This is a genomic window from Natranaeroarchaeum sulfidigenes (assembly GCF_017094485.1).
GTDB classification, from domain to species: Archaea; Halobacteriota; Halobacteria; order Halobacteriales; family Natronoarchaeaceae; genus Natranaeroarchaeum; species Natranaeroarchaeum sulfidigenes.
On sequence record NZ_CP064786.1, the window covers coordinates 1387021 to 1404015 of the forward strand.

The following is a 16995-nucleotide window of genomic DNA, read 5'->3' on the forward strand; positions in this document are numbered from 1 at the left end:
CCGAGGCCGTCCGCGGGGTATATACGCACTCGGGGACTGGGCTACCGATATGTCCGTGCGGCTGCTTCATTACTCTGATCTCGAAAACGCGTACGACGATCCTGACCGGATCGGTCGGCTTGCAGGACTGATAGACTCGCTTCGTGACGACACGACGATCGTCGCCGGAACTGGCGACAACACCGGTCCTGGCGTTCTGGCGCTGACCGAGGACGGGGAGCAATCGCTCGATTTCTTCGAGGAAGTCGAACCGGCCGTAGACACGCCCGGAAATCACGACTTCGATCACGGATACGACGCGCTCAGAGGGCTTGTAGAATCCTCGCCACAGATCTGGCTGGGTGCAAACATCGAACTCGATGGCGAACCGTTCGGCTCCGAGATCGGGATGCGTCCCTGGACCATCGTCGAACGGGCTGGATATCGTATCGGTATAGTCGGAGTAACGACGCCAACCACACCTGCCATTACGCCACCTGCCGGGGATCTCACAGTTACCGATCCGGTCTCTGCGGTGGCGAACGCGACCGAGACGCTTCGTGAGCGCGGCGTCGACGTGATCGTCGTGCTCGCACATCTGGCAGACGACGACCAGATCGCACTCCAGTGTGACGTTGACGTCATCCTCGGCGGGCACGTCCACGCGGATCGAGTCCGGCGGCTCGACGACACCCTCCTGACGCGCCCCAGAGCGGGCGGGAACACGCTGTACGAAATCATCCTCGAAGACGACGGTACAGCATCGGTAAACCGACACACAGTCGACGACGCACCCGTGTCAGAAGCTGTGGTACACGCGTTACAGGTGCGAAAGCGCCGTGCTGGACTCCAGACGGTTGTCGCCACGGTCGACCGTCCGATCGAGCGAACGGACGCAACGACCCACCGTGGTGAGAGTCGAATCGGGAACTTCGTCGCCGATGCGTATCGCTGGTACACTGGTGCGGATGTCGGCCTCCAGAACGCTGGAGGAATCCGCGGGGGAAAGCCTCTGGCTGGAGACATCACCGTTGCAGATCTGATCGGTATCGTTCCGTTCGAGGAACCGGTCGTGACGGCACGGTTGACGGGTGCGGAAATGGTCGAACTACTGCGGGAAGCCAGTGGACAGGTGATCGACATCGGCGAACCGGACTGGTGGCACGCACATCTTTCGGGAGCTGAAGTGGTCTGGGACCGCACGGAAGACTCGCTCGTGAACGTACGTATCGGAGGGGAACCTGTAGATCCTACTGTGGAGTACACGCTTGCTACCTCCGCGTACCTTCCGGTGACCGAGTATGAGTTTCCGACGCTTTCGGAGACCCACGTCGTGAGCGAGGGACCGGTCCAGTACGACGTGCTCGTCGAGTATGCCCGGAATATGGGGATCGATCCGTCGATCGACGGGCGGATACGCTGGTCCGACGACCGTAGCAGGCCGTTGGATGCATCCATCCCTGCAGCGGACAAGTGAGAACGTTTACCGTTGTCGCCCCAATCAGTACAGATGATGAGTCACGTGGTCGTTCCGGTCCGGTACCCGCTCAGCAGCCACTCCAAGAAGACGCTAGCACAGGCCATAGAGCTCGCTGAGGACCGTGACGGTGATCTGTCGGTCCTCCACGTGGACCTCTATCAGGACAGCCGGGATATCTCTCGGGCAGAACTCAAGCGATCGGTCGAATCGGAGTTTGGAAGGTTACAGAACGCTCGATATATCGTTCGCAAGGGCTTTCTCGTTGAAGAGACCATCCTGGAGGAGATTGCGAACGAGGACGCCGATGTCGTGGTCATCGGCCACAAACAGGAAGGTCGGTGGCGTCGCATGATCCGAAAGCTCGTTTCCGATCCTGATATCGAGAGCTATCTCCGCCAGCGACTGGAATGTGAACTCGTCGTCGTCCACGCGACGGACGAGTAGCAGACCGGTCCTGCTCACTACTGAGCGCCATCGCTTTCAACCGAAGGGTCGCCAGGGACGGCCTCACTGTCCGCTGTCACTGCTGGCGAGTGATCCCCCTGTGAGACAGCGACCTGTGCCTGCCCACTCGTCTCGTCGAAGACGAGATGTGTATGCGGGTATGCGATCTCGACGTCGGCGTCGTCGAGGTCGTTCCAGATATTCGTTTTCACCTCGGACTCGATCGCCTGGAGCTTGTACGGTTCTTCGACCCAGTATCTGAGCAACAACAGGACACCGTTGTCCGCGTATTCCTCGATGAAACACGTCGGGGCTGCCGGGAACCGGGTCTTGCCGATCCGGATGTCCGGACCGCCGCTGATGACATCGTCGACACGTCGGGCGTTCCGCTCGGCCAGCGTCCGTGCGGCTTCGATATCGCTTTCGTACGTGACCAGCAGTTCCAGGGTTCGTCTGGTTCGCTCGTCCTCCGCGGAGTAGTTAATCACGTCCCGGTCCCGGATCGTCGAGTTCGGGATTACGATAAAGGTGTTGTCAAGCGTGAACATCTTGGTATATCGAAGTGTGATGTCGTCGACAAATCCTTTCTGCCCCTCGTCGACGAGCTCGATCATGTCGCCGATCTCGAAGGGCTGGTCCGCGAGCACGAACAGCCCGCTGATAACCGAAGCGACGATCGGTGCGAGGATCACACCGAGCACCGCACCGAACACCGCCCCGGAAAGCAGGACATCCCCAGTATCAAGCTGCAGAATCCGTGCCGCAATAAAGACGAAGACGACGATAACGCCAGCACGGATACCGCCCAGCACAGTCTGTGTGATACTTGGCCGCTGGAACTGTCGGGCGATCGCGCGACCGACAGAGCGGACCACGAGCTTGGAGACGTACCAGCCGAAAATCAACACGAGGATCGCACCGAGCACCTCCCAGACCTGTGTTGGGACATTCTCGATCGTCAGGTCGACTGCCCGCGATGCCGTCGAGAGTCCGGGATCGGTTCTGGCAGATCGGAGAAGAACTGCAGAGGGGAGCATACTGTAAGCATTCTGTCGGAGCCGATAAACGTTGTGTCCGGGCGACAGACGGAGGTGGCTGGCAACCGAAGTCCGGGTATGGACGAGCACACGCGGGACCCCTCAGTCGCGCCACCGGATGGCGACCCGACGGGGTGGGTCGCTGAAACAGCGCACACGGGTGGACACTGGGAACACGCAACGCTCCGCCGGGCAACCGTCCACGGAGTCCGATTGTACAACAGCGGGGAGTTTCACGAATCGCACGACTGCTTCGAGGACGAGTGGTATAATTACGGCAACGGAACCACCGAAAGCGCCTTCGCACACGGAATGGTACAGGTCGCGGCAGGAGCGTACAAGCACTTCGACTTCGAGGACGACGACGGAATGCGATCGCTGTTCGAGACGGCGTTACAGTATCTTCACGGTGTCCCGAACGACTACTACGGCGTCGACGTGCTGGATGTCAGGACGACTCTGACGAACGCACTCAATGATCCCGGGGCGCTGCACGGCTGGCGGATTCGGCTCGACGGGGAGACGCCCACGGCTCGTCAGGAGGATTGTGCGTTCGCCGCCGACCGATGAATCGGTGGAAGCCGCTATTTGCCGGGTAAGAGCGTCCTAACGTGTCGGCGTTTCCAGAACCGCATTGAGCAGTTTCGACTGGGCAGCAGAAAGATGCTCGGAAAACGTCGAGCGGGCGATGTCGAGGTCATCGGCAACCTCTCCTGCGTTCGCTCCCTTGGGATAGTCGAAGTAGCCAAGATCGTGTGCGCGTTCCAGAACTTCCCGCTGTTTGTCGGTGAGCTGTCCGCGGTCGACCGGTACGATATCCTCACCTTCTGTCGGATCGAACTTCGAGAGCGTCTGGAGCCGGACGCCGTCGTAGCGATCACGGAGCCGCTCGATGACGGTTCGGACGTTAGCGACATCCTCGGCACGGAAGGTAATAAACAGCGAGCCGTCATTTGCGCGAACGTCCGCAACGGGCGGGCCTGCAGTCTCGACGATGTCGCAGGCACATGCGTCCTCGCGTTCACGGTCGAACCGGTACACAGACCGGCTACCGTCGGACGTTATCTCGTTGGCGTCGATTTCGCCGTTGGCCGTCGCAGAGACGACGAACTCCTCGCCGACGGTTCCGTCCACATCCGCGCTCGCTCTGTCAACACGATCGATCCGTGTGCCTGTCGTCGAGGACGCACCAGCAACGGGGCAGTCATCGGGGGATGCGACTTCGACCTGTGCTCGAACACCACTGGTCATACTCAACCATTGGGGTGTAACCGTCATATATTGGGTGCGTCATTTTCAACCACTGGGAATCGCCGGAATACGGCACGATCTGCACGATATTTTGGTGAATGAACCCGTCGGAGCGAAAACGGACAACAGTCGATTTATATGAATGTATCGCTCATGTACGGTAGAATGGTACGGGATCCGTTCGCGGAGGAAGAGAAACCCGATGTGCAGGCCCTTCTCGAAGCTCTGGAGGATTCCGACTGTCGGACAATCATCCGGAAACTCGACGAGCCCATGACGGCTGGCGAACTCTCCGAACGCTGTGAGATCCCACAGTCGACGATCTATCGAAAGCTCGACAGTCTGTCCAGTGCGACGTTGCTCGAAGAGCTAACGGAGGTTCGGAGCGACGGACACCATACGACGCGGTACGAGGTCGCGTTCGAGGACGTACGGATAGCTCTCACAGACGACCGGGAGTTCGAGTACGAGGTCTCTCGCCCCGCGCGAACACCGGACGAACGACTGGCGGATATGTGGTCGGAGGTCAGCAAAGAACTATGAGCCCACACGAAACAGCTGGAGCTGAGGTAACGACGGCACTCGCGATCGTAAAGACACTCATACTGATTCTCGGAACGATCATCACGTACTACGCGTTCAAAGCGTATCGGCGGACCCAGAGCACGGCACTAGGTGCCCTTGCGCTTGGATTCGGTGCGATTACATTGGGGTCGTTCCTTGCCGGTGTGGCGACCGATATCCTCGGCGTCCCGCTGGCAACCGGCATTCTCATCGAAAGCCTGCTGGTGCTGGTCGGCTTTGCGATCATCGCGTACTCGCTGTACGCACGCTAATTTCACTGGAGATCGGCTCCGTGCTCCTATCGCCTGTGTGAACAGAATCCGCAAGTGAAAATGTTCATGTTGGATATGTCACCAATTTTACAGCCCATGAAGAGAGTGATCTGCGACCGAAACGATTGGTTTCAGTAACTACAACCCATTTTGACTGTGCACCCTCATCGAAAACGGTTTTCACGACCGGCGGTAACCCGGTATGTATGCACGTCGTCGTCAACGCTGCCATGAGCGCGGATGGAAAACTCTCCTCGCGACGACGAGAACAGATCAAAATCAGTGGTTCCGAGGACTTCGAGCGGGTCGACCAACTGCGTGCCGATAGTGACGCCGTCATGGTCGGCGTCGGCACGGTACTGGCGGACGATCCGAGCCTCACCGTCGATGAGACGGATCTGTTGCCCCAAAGCGGTGATGGCACCCCTCGCCACCCAGCACGAGTCGTCGCGGATTCACGCGCACGCACGCCACTGGACGCCAGAATCGTCGACGACGCTGCGACGACGTACCTGCTTGTGAGCGACGCCGCACCTGCCGAGCGGGTCGAAGCGCTGTCGGCCACGGATGCAGAAATCGTCACCGCAGGCGAGAGACGGACCGATCTCGACGCCGCACTGGATGCGCTCGAAGCGGCAGGCATCGAACAACTGATGGTCGAGGGTGGGGGCGAACTAATCTACTCGCTGTTCGCGGCCGATCTCGTCGACGAACTGATAGTCTTCGTGGGACCGACTGTGATCGGCGGCCGAGATGCACCGACACTGGCCGATGGCGAGGGGTTCGTCGACGAGTTCCCCGCGCTGCAGCTCGACAGTATCGAGCGGATGGACGGCGGCGTACTGCTCCGATGGAGCGTTCCCGTGAACGAACCGAACAGTTAATCGGCGTCCGGGCGAATCGTTTCCGGAAACGGTGTCTATTACGTGAGTCGAACTCGAGGTGACAGAAAATGCGTCTAATCCAGACGCTCGTTCCGGATGGAAAGCGCGATGTCGTTATCGGCGTTCTAAACGATGCCGAAATCGACTACGCGATGACCAGAGAGACGTCCGAACAGGGATACAGCGACGTCCTCTACATCCCAACAGATTCGGACGAGGTAGAGGGAATACTCGATCAGCTCCGCGATGTCGGCGTCGAGCGGGAGGGGTATATGGTGGTCAGTGATGTCGAGACTATCGTCTCCGAGCGCTTCGAAGAGCAAAGCGAGAAAGACGAAATCACCGACGAAGAACGGATCTCGCGGGAAGAGCTATCGACGAAAGCGCACAACCTCTCACGGTCGACGACGAACTATATTATCTTCACCATCGTCAGCGCGATCGTCGCCACCGCTGGACTGCTTGAAGACAGCGCCGCAGTCGTCGTCGGGTCAATGGTTATCGCACCACTGATCGGTCCGGCGATGGCCTCGTGTGTCGGGACGGTCATCAACGACGACGACCTGTTCTGGGAGGGGATCAGGTCACAGGCGCTCGGGATCGGCGTTGCTGTCATCAGCGCGACGCTCTTTGCTCTTGCCTATCGCCTGTTGCTCGCGCCCGAGATCGACTTGCTACTGATCCAGCAGGTCGCAGAACGGGTTCACCCCGGTCTCCTCGCGCTGGCAGTTGCGCTCGGCGCGGGAGTTGCTGGGGCGCTCTCCCTGACATCGGGAGCCGACGAGGCGCTGGTCGGTGTGATGATCGCCGTGGCGCTGATGCCACCTGCGGCAAGCGTCGGCCTCGGGATCGCGTACGCCGAACCCGTGATCGCGGGCGGTGCTGGCATCCTCGTGCTTGTCAATCTGCTCTCGATTAACGCCGCCGGGATCGTAACGATCTGGGCCAAGCGGTATCGGCCGACACACTGGTTCGACGAACGTCAGGCGAGACGCGCCACGCTGGAACGGTTCGCCGCCTTCCTCGTCGTTATTCTCCTGCTGACTTCGTTTCTGGCGACCAGTTCGTTCGATGCGCGGGACAACATGGCGTTCGAGGAGACAGTCGAGAACGAGATTGACGCTGCCGTTGATGGGGCCGTGCTGGACGTCGAGTTCGATTATCGTGCGGAGCTGCTAACACAATCCCAGACCGGCGTCACAGTGCACGTCGACACCGAACAACGCGGGCTGGCCGAAGAAATACGTGAACGGATCGAGGCCGAAACCGGTGAACAGCTCGAGGTGACGGTCGTATACGAGGACGTCGAGCACACTGCCGGGACCTCACCCTCCGAGGAGTCTGTCGAGTAGGGAGCGTTCCTGTTTCGTCTCGGCCAGCAAAACAGAGCTGTCGACCCGCTCGATGACGTCGTAGATCAATGATCGGCGGACGAGTCGGGACAGCAGTCCGCGCTCTGACGCACCGATCAGTAGCAACGTATGCTCATCTGCGGCCGTCCTGATTGCGTCTTCGAGATCCTTCGAAACGACAACCTGACGCTCCGCGTCGTCGAGTTCCATCCGCTCGGCCCAGTTTTCGAGAAATCGTTCGCCACCGCCACGGGCGCTCTCTCCGTCGACGACGTGCAAGAGCGTGATTTCGCTGTCGAAGGTCTCGGCGAAGCGTCCCGCGATCGTTGCACAGAGGTCGTCGTTGGGGGTGCCGGCGGTTGGAATGACGATCCGGGCGGGATCGAAATCCCGGTCACGGAGCACGAAAACGTCACATGGCAGGTTGTGAGCGAGTTCGTCGAGGCTACCTTCCGTGCGACCCCCCACTGCAGGCTCGCGTCCCCACCATCCCATCACGACTGCATCGACGTTCCAGCGCCGAGCAGCGTTGAATACTTCTTCTAGTGCTTTGTGTGAGTAGACGACCCGCGATTCGACCGGGACGTCGAACGCCGCAGCCGTGTCGCGGGCCGTTTCGACCAGCTCGTCAGTGATCGGCTCCGGATCGGACATACGCAGGTATTCTGGAGCGCGATTGAGCGGTAGCTGATCGGGGACCTCGATGACGTGTGTCGCGACCACTGTGCCGTTTCGTTCGGCTGCGATTCCGGCTGCGACCGTGACCAACTGCTCTGCGGTGTTCGGATTCGAGAGCGGGACCATCACGCGATACTCGGCTTGCTCAGGACGGGCAACTCGGGCCGCAGCGACAGCGGTATCGGGAAGTTCTGCGGCCCGACCCAGCAGGTACTCGCTGAGAATTCCCTCGCGGTCGACCTGACGCCGACCGTAGATGGCGTACCACAGACCGGCCCCGAATACGACGAGCGCCGAAAACAGCTGCACCATCAACGGCAGAGCCAGGAACAGCGCGGCGGTCAGTGCCAGCGCCGCGACCGGAACGACGGGGTACAGCGGTACAGTAAATGGGGGATCGTACTCGTCAGGATCGGTGATACGGAGTACGAACAGTGAGACGGTCGTCAGTCCGTAGACGACCAGATGCAACCCCACGGCAACCAGTGCGAGCGTAACGAGATCGGCGAAAAGCACAGCGGCGATAAGCAAGATCCCAGTTACCTGCAGGGAGCGGTACGGGGTCGCAAAGCGGCTGTGCAAGTCGTTGAGCCAATCAGCAACCAGTCGATCGCGCCCCATCGTAAAGCTGATCCGCACCGTCGAAAGGATCGACAGATTCGCACTGGTCGCGGTAGCGACGAGGCCCGTGACCGCAACGATGAGGACACCGGTCGTCCCGAGCAGCCCGTCCGCGGCGGTGATCATCGCTGGGTCGGTGGTCGTCTCCTCGACAGGCAGGACACCCGAGACGACCGACGCGACGCCGACGTACAGCGCCGTCACGAGGACGACGCTCCCGATCACAGCGCGGGGGAGCGTCCGCTCGGGCGATCGAAGCTCCGCGCCAACTGTGGCGACCTTCGCATATCCCAGATAGGAGACGAAGATCAGTGCGGTCGCACCGAGCAACGCACTGCCCTCCGCGGGCGTCGTCGGCGTCTCGGTCGGCGACTGTGCACCCGAGCTGAACAGACCCGCGAACACGAACAGCGTGAGTACGGCGACCAGTCCGCCGACGACTGCGGTCTGGACGCCGCCAAGCTCACGCGCGCCGAGATAGTGCAACAGGATGACCACGCCCGTTGCCAGTATTGCACCGAACTGCTCGGGCGAGAGTGTCACAACCAGCAAGCCGACTTCGGGGAGCGCCACGACATAGCCGAAGTAGGTCCCGAAGCCGAGCACATAAAAGGACGATGCCGCGACCAGACCGATCCAGTCGCTGATCCCGGCGATCGTCCCGGCGAGCGGACCGAGGGTCCGGTCGATCCAGTAGTACGCGCCGCCCGAGGCCGGGATTCCCGAACCGAGTTCACTCACGACCAGCGCGTTCAACAGCGCGATTGCGCCGCCGAGCGCGAACACGAGCACGAGCTGCCCACCGGCTGCCTCCGCGGCGACCGACGGCAGGACGAAGATCCCTGCCCCGATCATCGTCCCGACGCCGATCGTCAGCGCGCCGAGCAGTCCGACATCCGCACCGAAGGCGTCCTCTGGCATCGAGTTCTCTTGTCTATGTTGCCTCGTTTTCGCTATAAAAGAATACGGATACGTACCGCTCAGGGAGGTCAGAGCACCTCAGTGGTCGTGGCCGGTCAGTTCCGCGAACGTCGCCCCAAAGCGCTCCTCGAACAGCTCCATCGTCTCCTCCTCGATGGCCTGTAGCTCGTCGTCCGGCTCTCCGTGTGCGTGGTGAACCGCTCCGTGGATCCGCTGTGCCAGACTGATCATCGCCATATCGGAAACGACCGTTGCCGCCGGTTCCTCGCCTTCGGACAGTAGGTCCAGCAGCGCTGTGGGCACTTCGAGTTCGTCGGTTGATTCGTCGTCCGCCTCGACCGTCACTGCGACCGTTTCGTTTGCCATAGCCATCGTTTGTCGTGTGGACGGATAAGCGCGGCTTTCCGGTGCCGATTTCTTCACTTCGAAGATTGTAGTCTGTACTTCGATCTTTGTAGTTTAATACTTCGAAAGTAGTATTATAGTCGAAGAGTATCTCAAGAGTTCTTTTTCAATAGAGGAGCGGACACGAGGTCGCTCAGTCGTCTGCAACGGCTTCCGCAGCTGGTTCCTCGGTGGCGTGGTCTTCGAGGTACTCGTCGGCGTCGATGGCGGCCTTACAGCCCATCCCGCCCGCGGTGATCGCCTGCTGGTAGTGATAGTCGACGACGTCGCCCGCGCCGAAGATGCCGGGGACATCCGTGGCAGTCTGGCCGCCGTCGAAGCCGCCAGCAGTACTGATATAGCCCTCCTCGTCGGTGACGACATCCGTGTCGGCGAGATATTCGGTGTTCGGCGTGTGGCCGATGGCGTAAAAGACCGCGCCGATCTCCTGTTCGTACTCCTCGGTGTCGGGATCGTCGAGTTTCGCGGTGGGATGGCCCTCCGGGTGTGTCACGAGCGTCGCCGATTCGACGCCGTCCTCGGGCGTTCCGTGGAGTTCGGTCAGCTCGGTGTTCCGGACGATCTCGATCTCGCCTGCCTCGGCTTTCTCCTGAACCCGATCGATCCAGTAGTCCTCCGCGCGGAACTCCTCGCGGCGGTGGACGATGTAGACCGTATCGGCGAACTTCGTCAGGAAGTTGGCTTCCTCCATCGCGGCGTCGCCGCCACCGACGACGATCATGTCCTCGTCGCGGAAGAACGCGCCGTCACAGGTCGCACACGTCGAGAGGCCATAGCCCATCAACTCGTCCTCACCGGGGATCCCCAGCGTCCGGGCGCTCGCACCGCTGGCAGCGATGATGGCGTCGGCGGTGTAGACATCGCCGTTGCGCATCTCGACGCGGAAGGGCCGCTGGGTGTCGTCGACCGATTCGACGATGCCGTTTTTCGTCTCCGCGCCGAACTGCCGGGCCTGCTCTTTCATGCGGTTGATCAGGTCCGGGCCGCTGATCCCCTCGGGGAAGCCGGGGTAGTTTGCGACATCCGTAGTGAGAGTGAGCTGGCCGCCTGGTTCGTCGCCTTCGATCACGAGCGGATCGTTGTTCGACCGCCCGGCGTAGATCGCCGCCGTCAGGCCCGCGATCCCGGTTCCGGCGATAATCAGCTTCCGATGCTCGACGAACTCGTCCTCGGCGCTCGGCTGGTCGCTCATGCCTACAAATACGCGTCCGAATCGCTATTTAGCTTGCGCTGTCGGGCAGTGGTTCCGCACGTTCGCTTACATTCACACACATAGCAGTACCGAGTGCCGCACTGCACGGAGGAAGCGCAAGCGGCAGGCTCCGACAGAGTTACACGCCGCTCGGCCGATCACCCGATAATGGCCGCCGATCTCGCCGAGAAGACAGACCGCTACGAGGGACTGCTCGCGGAGGCGCTTGACGCCGCCGACGTTGCGCCACCCGCCGATACGCCAATGGGCGATGCCGCTGCGGAGTGTCTGGAGATGGCCGAATCCTATCTGGAGGACGGCCGGCACTTCCGGGCTGATGACGACCTGGTGAACGCGCTCGCAGCGTTTTCGTACGGGCATGCGTGGCTCGACGCGGGCGCGAGAGTGGGGCTGTTCGAAGTGCCGACCGAGGGGCACCTGTTCACAGTGTGAGCCCGATAGCGTCCGTCAGGTAGCAATCCCTTGTCAATAGCTGCTTGCTACCTTCGGGATGCTTAAGTGTCGTCCCACGCAACGCTTTGCTCACATGAGCGCCGGGGTCACGATATCGTCGATGGCGAACTACGCTATACTTGGCTGTGGGAGTGTCGGTCATGTCGTCGCGGAGGAGCTGGTCGAACAGGACAAGGATGTCCTGATTATCGACCGTGACGAGGGGCGCGTTGAGGCGCTGCGCGATCAGGATCTGAACGCACAGACCGCCGATATTCGGGACGTAGAGGTTACCGACACCATCGCGGATCGCGAAGTAGTGATGATCCTGTCCTCCGATGTCGCGGCGAACAAGGCGGCAGTCGAGAACATCCGCAGCCAGAACGGCGATCAGTTCACCATCGTCCGGGCAAGCGATCCTGTCTCGGCCGACGAACTGGACGAACTGGGGGCCGACGTGGTGATCAACCCGTCCGCGGTGATCGCCGACTTCGCGCTTCGTTCGCTCGAATCCGGCGAGCTGGAGTACAAAGCTCGCCAGCTGGCCGAAGTCATCTCCGAGACCAGCGATCGGATGGCGGTTCTCACGCACGACAACCCTGATCCGGACTCCATCGCCAGCGCTACGGCGCTGCAGGCGGTCGCCGAACATCACGGCGTGGATGCTGACATCTTCTATCTCGGGGACATCGGCCACCAGGAGAACCGTGCCTTTGTCAACCTGCTCGGGATCGAGCTAAACGACTGGCACGAGCGCGACCACGACGTCGAGTACGATACGATCGCCCTGGTGGACCACGCCAGAGCGGCCGAGTCCGATGCGTCGTGGGATCCGGACGTCATCATCGACCACCACGAGTCCGACGCCGAGTACGAACCGGCGTTCGCCGACATCCGGCCGAACATGTCCTCTACCTCGACGATCCTGACGAAGTACATTCAGGAGTTCGACATGAACGTCGGGGAGGCGGTCGCGACGGCGTTGCTATATGGCATCCGTGCCGAGACGCTTGACTTCAAACGCGACACGAACCCCGCCGATCTCACCGCGGCAGCGTACCTGTACCCTTTCGCCAACCACGATACCCTCGAACAGGTCGAGTCGCCATCGATGTCGCCCGAAACGCTTGACGTCCTCGCGGAAGCGATCACGAACCGAGAGGTACAGGGGAGCCATCTCGTCTCGAACGCCGGGTTTATTCGGGATCGTGAGGCGCTCGCACAGGCGGCCCAGCATCTCCTCAATCTGGAGGGGATCACGACGACCGGCGTGTTCGGACTGGCGGACGACAGGATCTACCTCGCCGCCCGTTCGAAGGATATCCGGATGAACATCGGGAAAGTGCTGCAGGACGCCTATGGCGAGATTGGGGAAGCCGCTGGCCACTCGACTCAGGCCAGTGCGGAGATCCCACTGGGCATCTTCACCGGTATCGAGACCAACGAGGATAATCGAGACACGCTGCTCAAGTTGACCGAGGAAGCGGTGAAGACCAAACTGTTCGACGCGATGGGCGTCGAGAGCGGTGATGGAAACGGTAACTGAGCACCGTATCTGCCAGAAGCGTTTTATAAACTTCCACGAGAATCCTACGACAGATCGAGTCCATCGATCAGTCTCGCGTGACTCTCTCACACACAACACTGACACTGACGTTGATCCCGGCTATCGGTATCTGCCTTGCCATGGCCATCTACGGCTGGCGAAAACGGCCGGTTCCGGGGGCGTCATCGTTCAGCGCGTTCATGTGGGGTGGGGGAGTCTGGGCGATGGCGGTGCTCGGTATTCGGACGACTCCGGGACCGACAACTGAGCTGTTCTGGTCCCTGTTCCAGTATTTCGGCATCGTGTTAATCCCTCCGGCGTGGCTCGTGTTTGCACTGGATTATACCTCGCGAGACCGGTGGATCACGCCCTCGACGATTGCCCTGCTCTCGGTGTTGCCAGTCGGCACGTTGGTGGCTCTCTGGACGAACGATCTCCACCGGTTGTTTTACGACCCAGCGACCACCGAGACTGTCGCATCGGCTTCTATTGCAGGTATGCCGTACGGGCCACTGTTTTACGCAATGGTCACGTGGTCGTACCTGTTCATTCTGGTTGGCTCCGCGATGCTCGTCCATCTCTTGCTTACGGCTCCAAAGCGCTACCGGGCCCGCATTGTGGCCGTTCTGATTGCCATCGGTGCGCCGCTACTCTCAAACCTCCTCTATCTGCTCGGCGTACTTTCGCTGCCGGTCGATCCGGCACCGTATGCCTTCGCCGTTTCGGGACTGGTGTTCGGGTGGGCGCTCTTCGATCACGAACTGTTCGACGTTCCGCCAGTCGCGCCGAAGGTCGCTCACACGATCGTTTTCGAGCAGACCGACAACGGCGTTCTGATTCTCGATGCAGGCGGGTACGTGGTCGACCACAACGACGCGGCGACGGAGTTGCTAGAGCTCCCGACCGATCCCAACGGCAAGCGTCTTGAGGAGGTTATTCCGTCGGCCGCAAAGCGATTATCGAAGCGAGATGGCGAGACGGTGACTGACGAGCTGTCGCTATCGACGGACCCGCGTCGCTATCTCAAAGTGACATCGACGCCGATCCGTCGCCGTACGGATCGGCAAATCGGGACATTGCTCACTATCGACGACATCACCGATCAGCGCCTTCGCGAGCAGCGACTCGACGTCCTCCAGCGGGTACTTCGGCACAACGTGCGACAGGAGACGAACAAGATACTCGGCTACACGGAGTTCCTCGAAGAGGAGGTCGATATGGACGGAGAGAGCGAGCATGCTAATGCGATCAACCGTGCGGCAAACAGCCTGATCGAGTGGAGTACGAAGGCCCGGTCGATCGATCGCACGCTCGGCCCGGACGCTGACGAGAAGCGGGTATTCGATGTCGAGTCGACAGTCGATTCAATCGTCGAGGACGCGACACGGACACACCCCGAAGCAGAGATCGACTTCGAAGTTCCGCCCAGCGAACCCATCCACTGTCATACCTCGATCGAGGACGCGCTGTACGAGATCATCGACAACGCGATCAGACACAACGACAGCGACGAGCCGTCCGTCACAGTGAGTACCGAGGTCGAGGACGACTGGGTGACGATCAACATCTCCGATGATGGGTCCGGACTTCCGGCAACGGAGCGCGATGTCCTCGACCGGGGACGGGAGACGCCGCTAGAACATGGGAGCGGCCTCGGCCTCTGGCTCGTCAACTGGTCAGTAACAGCCTCAGGCGGGTCGGTGTCAATCGATACGGGGGACGGAACAACCGTTCGGATCAGAGTTCCGCGGGCAAACGTGGATGCGGAAACGGGCGAGACTGAAATCGCGTGATGCTCAGTCGTCGGCGGGCGTGGGTGCGTCGATGTCGATCTCGCCAGCGTCGAGTTCTGCCTCGACTTCGCGGGCCGCGGTGACCATGTTCTCCATCTTGCCGTAGGCGACCTCACGCGGGAGGAGCTTGACACCGCAGTCCGGGCTGACGACGAGCCGTTCCGGCGGGACGACCTCGAGCCCTTTCTTGATGTTCTCCTTGATCTCCTCGACGCTCTCGACTTCGGCGACGTGAACGTCGGTGACACCCAGCGCGAGATCCTTCGTGAACTCGGGATCCTTGAAGACGTCGAGCTGTTCGTAGTCGCCGTTGGCGAGTTCCAGGTCGAACTCGTCGACGGGGAACTCGAGGATGTCGGGGTAGATCCGGAAGTAATCGCCGTAACAGACGTGCAGGCCGATCCGGACGTCTTCGGGGATGTCGGCGACGATGCGTTCGAGACAGTCGCCGACGATCTGGTGGTCATCAGGCGTCGTCGCGAGAGCGGGTTCGTCGATCTGGATGTAGCGTGCGCCGGCGTCGACGAGCTTCTCTATCTCCTCGTTGACGAGTTCGGCGAGGTCGTAGGCGAGTGCTTCCTCGTCCTCGTAGGCCTCGTTGAAGGACCACGATGCGAGGGTGTAGGGACCGGTGATCGGTACCTTGACGGGCCTGTCGGTGACGCTGGCGGTGAATTTGTACTCGTCGACCAGCCAGGACTCGTCGTACTCAACCTCGCTGGCGACGCTTGGCTTGTCGAAGGTGTTGTGTCCCCAGACCTTGACGGGGCCGTTGAACTCGTAGCCCTCGATCCGGTCGGCGAAGAACTCGACCATCTCGTTGCGCCGCATCTCGCCGTCGACGACGGTGTCGAGTCCGGCGCGTTCGTGTTCGTTCGTGATCAGGCGCGCGGCGTCGTCTTCGGCCTCCTGCAGGTCCTCCTCGTCGACGGGGCCGTCCTCCTGCTCGTAGAGGTCGTTCATCCGGTTGAGCCACTTGGGCTTCGGGTAGCTCCCGACGACGGATGTCATGATGAAGTGATCGTTCGGGTGGTCCTCCGGTTTGAACTGGTCTCTGTTCTCGTTTGTCATGCTTCCACCTCCGTGGCTGCGGCGGCCGCAAGCGCTTCGAGTTTGGCCTCGAACTTGTTCACGGGCAAATAGAACAGCTCCGTGTTCGTCGTGAGATACGCTTTCTCGAACTCGGCACTGGGGGTCTGGTCGTCGACCCACTGGACGCGTTCGCGGATCGTCTCGGGCTCCTCGACGAGTGTATTCTGGCCGTCGACGAGGCCGAGCGCGATCTCGTCTTTCGTACCGTACTCGTTGATGTTGTAGAGGTTCTCCTCTTTGTTGGCGACGAAGTCGTAGCCCACAGCATCGATGTCGGCGTCGAGCAGATGGGCGTGGACCTTCTCCTCCAGGGCACCCCAGTACGTGTTGACGACAACCTCGGCGTCGACCGCGTTCGCGACGGCGTCGATGGCCTCGCTGGCACGTTCGTCCTCGCCGTCGTCGGGCGCGTTCTCGGTCAGCGACGGTTCGAGCAGGAACAGCGTCTCGACGTCGGGGAAGGCGTCTGCCTCACCTGCGAGGAACTCCGCGATAGCGCCGAGGAACTCGGCGTCGTCGCCGTAGTGTTCGTCGGTCGCGAGATCCGCAAGCGAGTACGGCCCCGGCAGGACGGCCTGCAGCGGCGCGTCGGTCAGTTCGGCGGTCGCGTCGAGTTCGGCAGCGACATCGCCGTCGAAGTCCAGCTCGCCCTGGACGACGGGATCGCGATAGAAGTTGTTGTTGTCGTAGTACCGGACGATCCCCTGCGTGTCGACGTTGTCGTGGACCGCCAGTGGATGTGCGAGCATGTCGTCCCAGCGCAACTGCCCCTCGACGACGCGGTCGAGTCCCGCCGACTCCTGTACGTCGACGACTTCGGAACGGGCGCGCTCATAGACGTCAACGATCTCCTCACCCTCGTCACCGCTGATGAGATCGTGTTTCTGGTGGCCTTTCAAATCTCCGAGCTCGTCCTTTGCCCAGTCCGGGAGCGGATACAGACCGGGGGACGTGGCTACGAGTTCTGTCATCGTTGGTTAAAACGTAATGACGGGCTTTAATATTTCCTCTTTCGATATATGCTTGTGGGT

The 16995-nt window shown here is 60.9% G+C and carries 17 protein-coding genes; 10 read left to right on the forward strand and 7 right to left on the reverse strand.

The features are described 5' to 3' along the window. The first annotated feature begins 49 nt into the window (after positions 1-49). The gene (locus tag AArcS_RS07380) at positions 50-1456 is read left to right on the forward strand and encodes a bifunctional metallophosphatase/5'-nucleotidase (RefSeq protein WP_238479840.1); all 1407 of its coding nucleotides are present in this window, start codon (positions 50-52) and stop codon (positions 1454-1456) included. Positions 1457-1492: 36 nt separating this feature from the next. Beyond that, the gene (locus AArcS_RS07385; RefSeq protein ID WP_238479988.1) at positions 1493-1903 is read left to right on the forward strand and encodes a universal stress protein; all 411 of its coding nucleotides are present in this window, start codon (positions 1493-1495) and stop codon (positions 1901-1903) included. Between the two features lie 17 nt (positions 1904-1920). Here the strand turns inward: AArcS_RS07385 and AArcS_RS07390 are convergent, their stop codons facing one another. Next, entirely contained in the window at positions 1921-2940 is a 1020-nt protein-coding gene (locus tag AArcS_RS07390) for a mechanosensitive ion channel family protein (RefSeq protein WP_238479841.1), read from the reverse strand. Between the two features lie 78 nt (positions 2941-3018). On the opposite strand from AArcS_RS07390, the gene AArcS_RS07395 reads away from it, so the two are divergent. After that, on the forward strand, positions 3019-3510 hold the full coding sequence (locus AArcS_RS07395; protein WP_238479842.1) for a DUF309 domain-containing protein: 492 nt from the start codon (positions 3019-3021) through the stop codon (positions 3508-3510). Between the two features lie 36 nt (positions 3511-3546). Here the strand turns inward: AArcS_RS07395 and AArcS_RS07400 are convergent, their stop codons facing one another. Next, complete coding sequence (locus tag AArcS_RS07400) at positions 3547-4191, reverse strand: helix-turn-helix domain-containing protein (protein WP_238479843.1); 645 nt, start codon at positions 4189-4191, stop codon at positions 3547-3549. A 165-nt stretch (positions 4192-4356) separates the two neighbouring features. Here AArcS_RS07400 and AArcS_RS07405 point away from each other — a divergent pair, with 165 nt between their 5' ends. From AArcS_RS07405 to AArcS_RS07420, 4 genes are all read left to right on the forward strand, one after another. Next, complete coding sequence (locus tag AArcS_RS07405; RefSeq protein WP_238479844.1) at positions 4357-4734, forward strand: winged helix-turn-helix domain-containing protein; 378 nt, start codon at positions 4357-4359, stop codon at positions 4732-4734. Next, positions 4731-5027: a DUF7521 family protein gene (locus tag AArcS_RS07410; protein ID WP_238479845.1), complete on the forward strand. Its 297-nt coding sequence runs from the start codon at positions 4731-4733 to the stop codon at positions 5025-5027. Before AArcS_RS07405 ends, AArcS_RS07410 begins: the two co-directional genes overlap by 4 nt. Before the next feature lie 206 nt (positions 5028-5233). After that, positions 5234-5911, forward strand: coding sequence for a 2,5-diamino-6-(ribosylamino)-4(3H)-pyrimidinone 5'-phosphate reductase (locus tag AArcS_RS07415; RefSeq protein ID WP_238479846.1), 678 nt, complete (start codon positions 5234-5236; stop codon positions 5909-5911). A 68-nt stretch (positions 5912-5979) separates the two neighbouring features. Then, entirely contained in the window at positions 5980-7263 is a 1284-nt protein-coding gene (locus AArcS_RS07420) for a TIGR00341 family protein (RefSeq protein ID WP_238479847.1), read from the forward strand. Here the strand turns inward: AArcS_RS07420 and AArcS_RS07425 are convergent. From AArcS_RS07425 to AArcS_RS07435, 3 genes are all read right to left on the reverse strand, one after another. Next, positions 7237-9483, reverse strand: a complete 2247-nt coding sequence (locus AArcS_RS07425) for an amino acid permease (RefSeq protein ID WP_238479848.1) — start codon at positions 9481-9483, stop codon at positions 7237-7239. The two genes, AArcS_RS07420 and AArcS_RS07425, sit on opposite strands and share 27 nt — an antisense overlap. A gap of 78 nt (positions 9484-9561) precedes the next feature. After that, positions 9562-9849, reverse strand: coding sequence for a DUF7545 family protein (locus tag AArcS_RS07430; protein WP_238479849.1), 288 nt, complete (start codon positions 9847-9849; stop codon positions 9562-9564). A gap of 172 nt (positions 9850-10021) precedes the next feature. Beyond that, positions 10022-11080: an NAD(P)/FAD-dependent oxidoreductase gene (locus AArcS_RS07435; RefSeq protein WP_238479850.1), complete on the reverse strand. Its 1059-nt coding sequence runs from the start codon at positions 11078-11080 to the stop codon at positions 10022-10024. Positions 11081-11248: 168 nt separating this feature from the next. On the opposite strand from AArcS_RS07435, the gene AArcS_RS07440 reads away from it, so the two are divergent. From AArcS_RS07440 to AArcS_RS07450, 3 genes are all read left to right on the forward strand, one after another. Further along, entirely contained in the window at positions 11249-11533 is a 285-nt protein-coding gene (locus AArcS_RS07440) for a DUF357 domain-containing protein (RefSeq protein ID WP_238479851.1), read from the forward strand. Positions 11534-11627: 94 nt separating this feature from the next. Continuing rightward, a complete protein-coding gene (locus AArcS_RS07445; protein ID WP_238479852.1) occupies positions 11628-13079 on the forward strand; it encodes a DHH family phosphoesterase in 1452 nt (483 codons plus the stop codon). Between the two features lie 77 nt (positions 13080-13156). Continuing rightward, on the forward strand, positions 13157-14872 hold the full coding sequence (locus AArcS_RS07450) for a sensor histidine kinase (RefSeq protein WP_259372680.1): 1716 nt from the start codon (positions 13157-13159) through the stop codon (positions 14870-14872). A 3-nt stretch (positions 14873-14875) separates the two neighbouring features. Here AArcS_RS07450 and AArcS_RS07455 read toward each other — a convergent pair whose 3' ends face one another. Next, complete coding sequence (locus tag AArcS_RS07455) at positions 14876-15943, reverse strand: methionine synthase (protein WP_238479854.1); 1068 nt, start codon at positions 15941-15943, stop codon at positions 14876-14878. Continuing rightward, positions 15940-16935 carry a 5-methyltetrahydropteroyltriglutamate--homocysteine methyltransferase gene (locus AArcS_RS07460; protein WP_238479855.1) on the reverse strand — a complete coding sequence of 332 codons (996 nt, stop codon included), beginning with the start codon at positions 16933-16935 and terminating at the stop codon, positions 15940-15942. Before AArcS_RS07460 ends, AArcS_RS07455 begins: the two co-directional genes overlap by 4 nt. Positions 16936-16995 lie beyond the last annotated feature (60 nt).

What these genes read in the sequence shown, in the direction of transcription:
- AArcS_RS07380 (WP_238479840.1), top strand. Translation starts at nt 50, where the DNA reads ATGTCCGTGCGGCTGCTTCATTACTCTGATCTCGAAAACGCGTACGAC.
- AArcS_RS07385 (WP_238479988.1), top strand. Translation starts at nt 1,493, where the DNA reads ATGAGTCACGTGGTCGTTCCGGTCCGGTACCCGCTCAGCAGCCACTCC.
- AArcS_RS07390 (WP_238479841.1), bottom strand. Translation starts at nt 2,940, where the DNA reads ATGCTCCCCTCTGCAGTTCTTCTCCGATCTGCCAGAACCGATCCCGGA.
- AArcS_RS07395 (WP_238479842.1), top strand. Translation starts at nt 3,019, where the DNA reads ATGGACGAGCACACGCGGGACCCCTCAGTCGCGCCACCGGATGGCGAC.
- AArcS_RS07400 (WP_238479843.1), bottom strand. Translation starts at nt 4,191, where the DNA reads ATGACCAGTGGTGTTCGAGCACAGGTCGAAGTCGCATCCCCCGATGAC.
- AArcS_RS07405 (WP_238479844.1), top strand. Translation starts at nt 4,357, where the DNA reads ATGGTACGGGATCCGTTCGCGGAGGAAGAGAAACCCGATGTGCAGGCC.
- AArcS_RS07410 (WP_238479845.1), top strand. Translation starts at nt 4,731, where the DNA reads ATGAGCCCACACGAAACAGCTGGAGCTGAGGTAACGACGGCACTCGCG.
- AArcS_RS07415 (WP_238479846.1), top strand. Translation starts at nt 5,234, where the DNA reads ATGCACGTCGTCGTCAACGCTGCCATGAGCGCGGATGGAAAACTCTCC.
- AArcS_RS07420 (WP_238479847.1), top strand. Translation starts at nt 5,980, where the DNA reads ATGCGTCTAATCCAGACGCTCGTTCCGGATGGAAAGCGCGATGTCGTT.
- AArcS_RS07425 (WP_238479848.1), bottom strand. Translation starts at nt 9,483, where the DNA reads ATGCCAGAGGACGCCTTCGGTGCGGATGTCGGACTGCTCGGCGCGCTG.
- AArcS_RS07430 (WP_238479849.1), bottom strand. Translation starts at nt 9,849, where the DNA reads ATGGCAAACGAAACGGTCGCAGTGACGGTCGAGGCGGACGACGAATCA.
- AArcS_RS07435 (WP_238479850.1), bottom strand. Translation starts at nt 11,080, where the DNA reads ATGAGCGACCAGCCGAGCGCCGAGGACGAGTTCGTCGAGCATCGGAAG.
- AArcS_RS07440 (WP_238479851.1), top strand. Translation starts at nt 11,249, where the DNA reads ATGGCCGCCGATCTCGCCGAGAAGACAGACCGCTACGAGGGACTGCTC.
- AArcS_RS07445 (WP_238479852.1), top strand. Translation starts at nt 11,628, where the DNA reads ATGAGCGCCGGGGTCACGATATCGTCGATGGCGAACTACGCTATACTT.
- AArcS_RS07455 (WP_238479854.1), bottom strand. Translation starts at nt 15,943, where the DNA reads ATGACAAACGAGAACAGAGACCAGTTCAAACCGGAGGACCACCCGAAC.
- AArcS_RS07460 (WP_238479855.1), bottom strand. Translation starts at nt 16,935, where the DNA reads ATGACAGAACTCGTAGCCACGTCCCCCGGTCTGTATCCGCTCCCGGAC.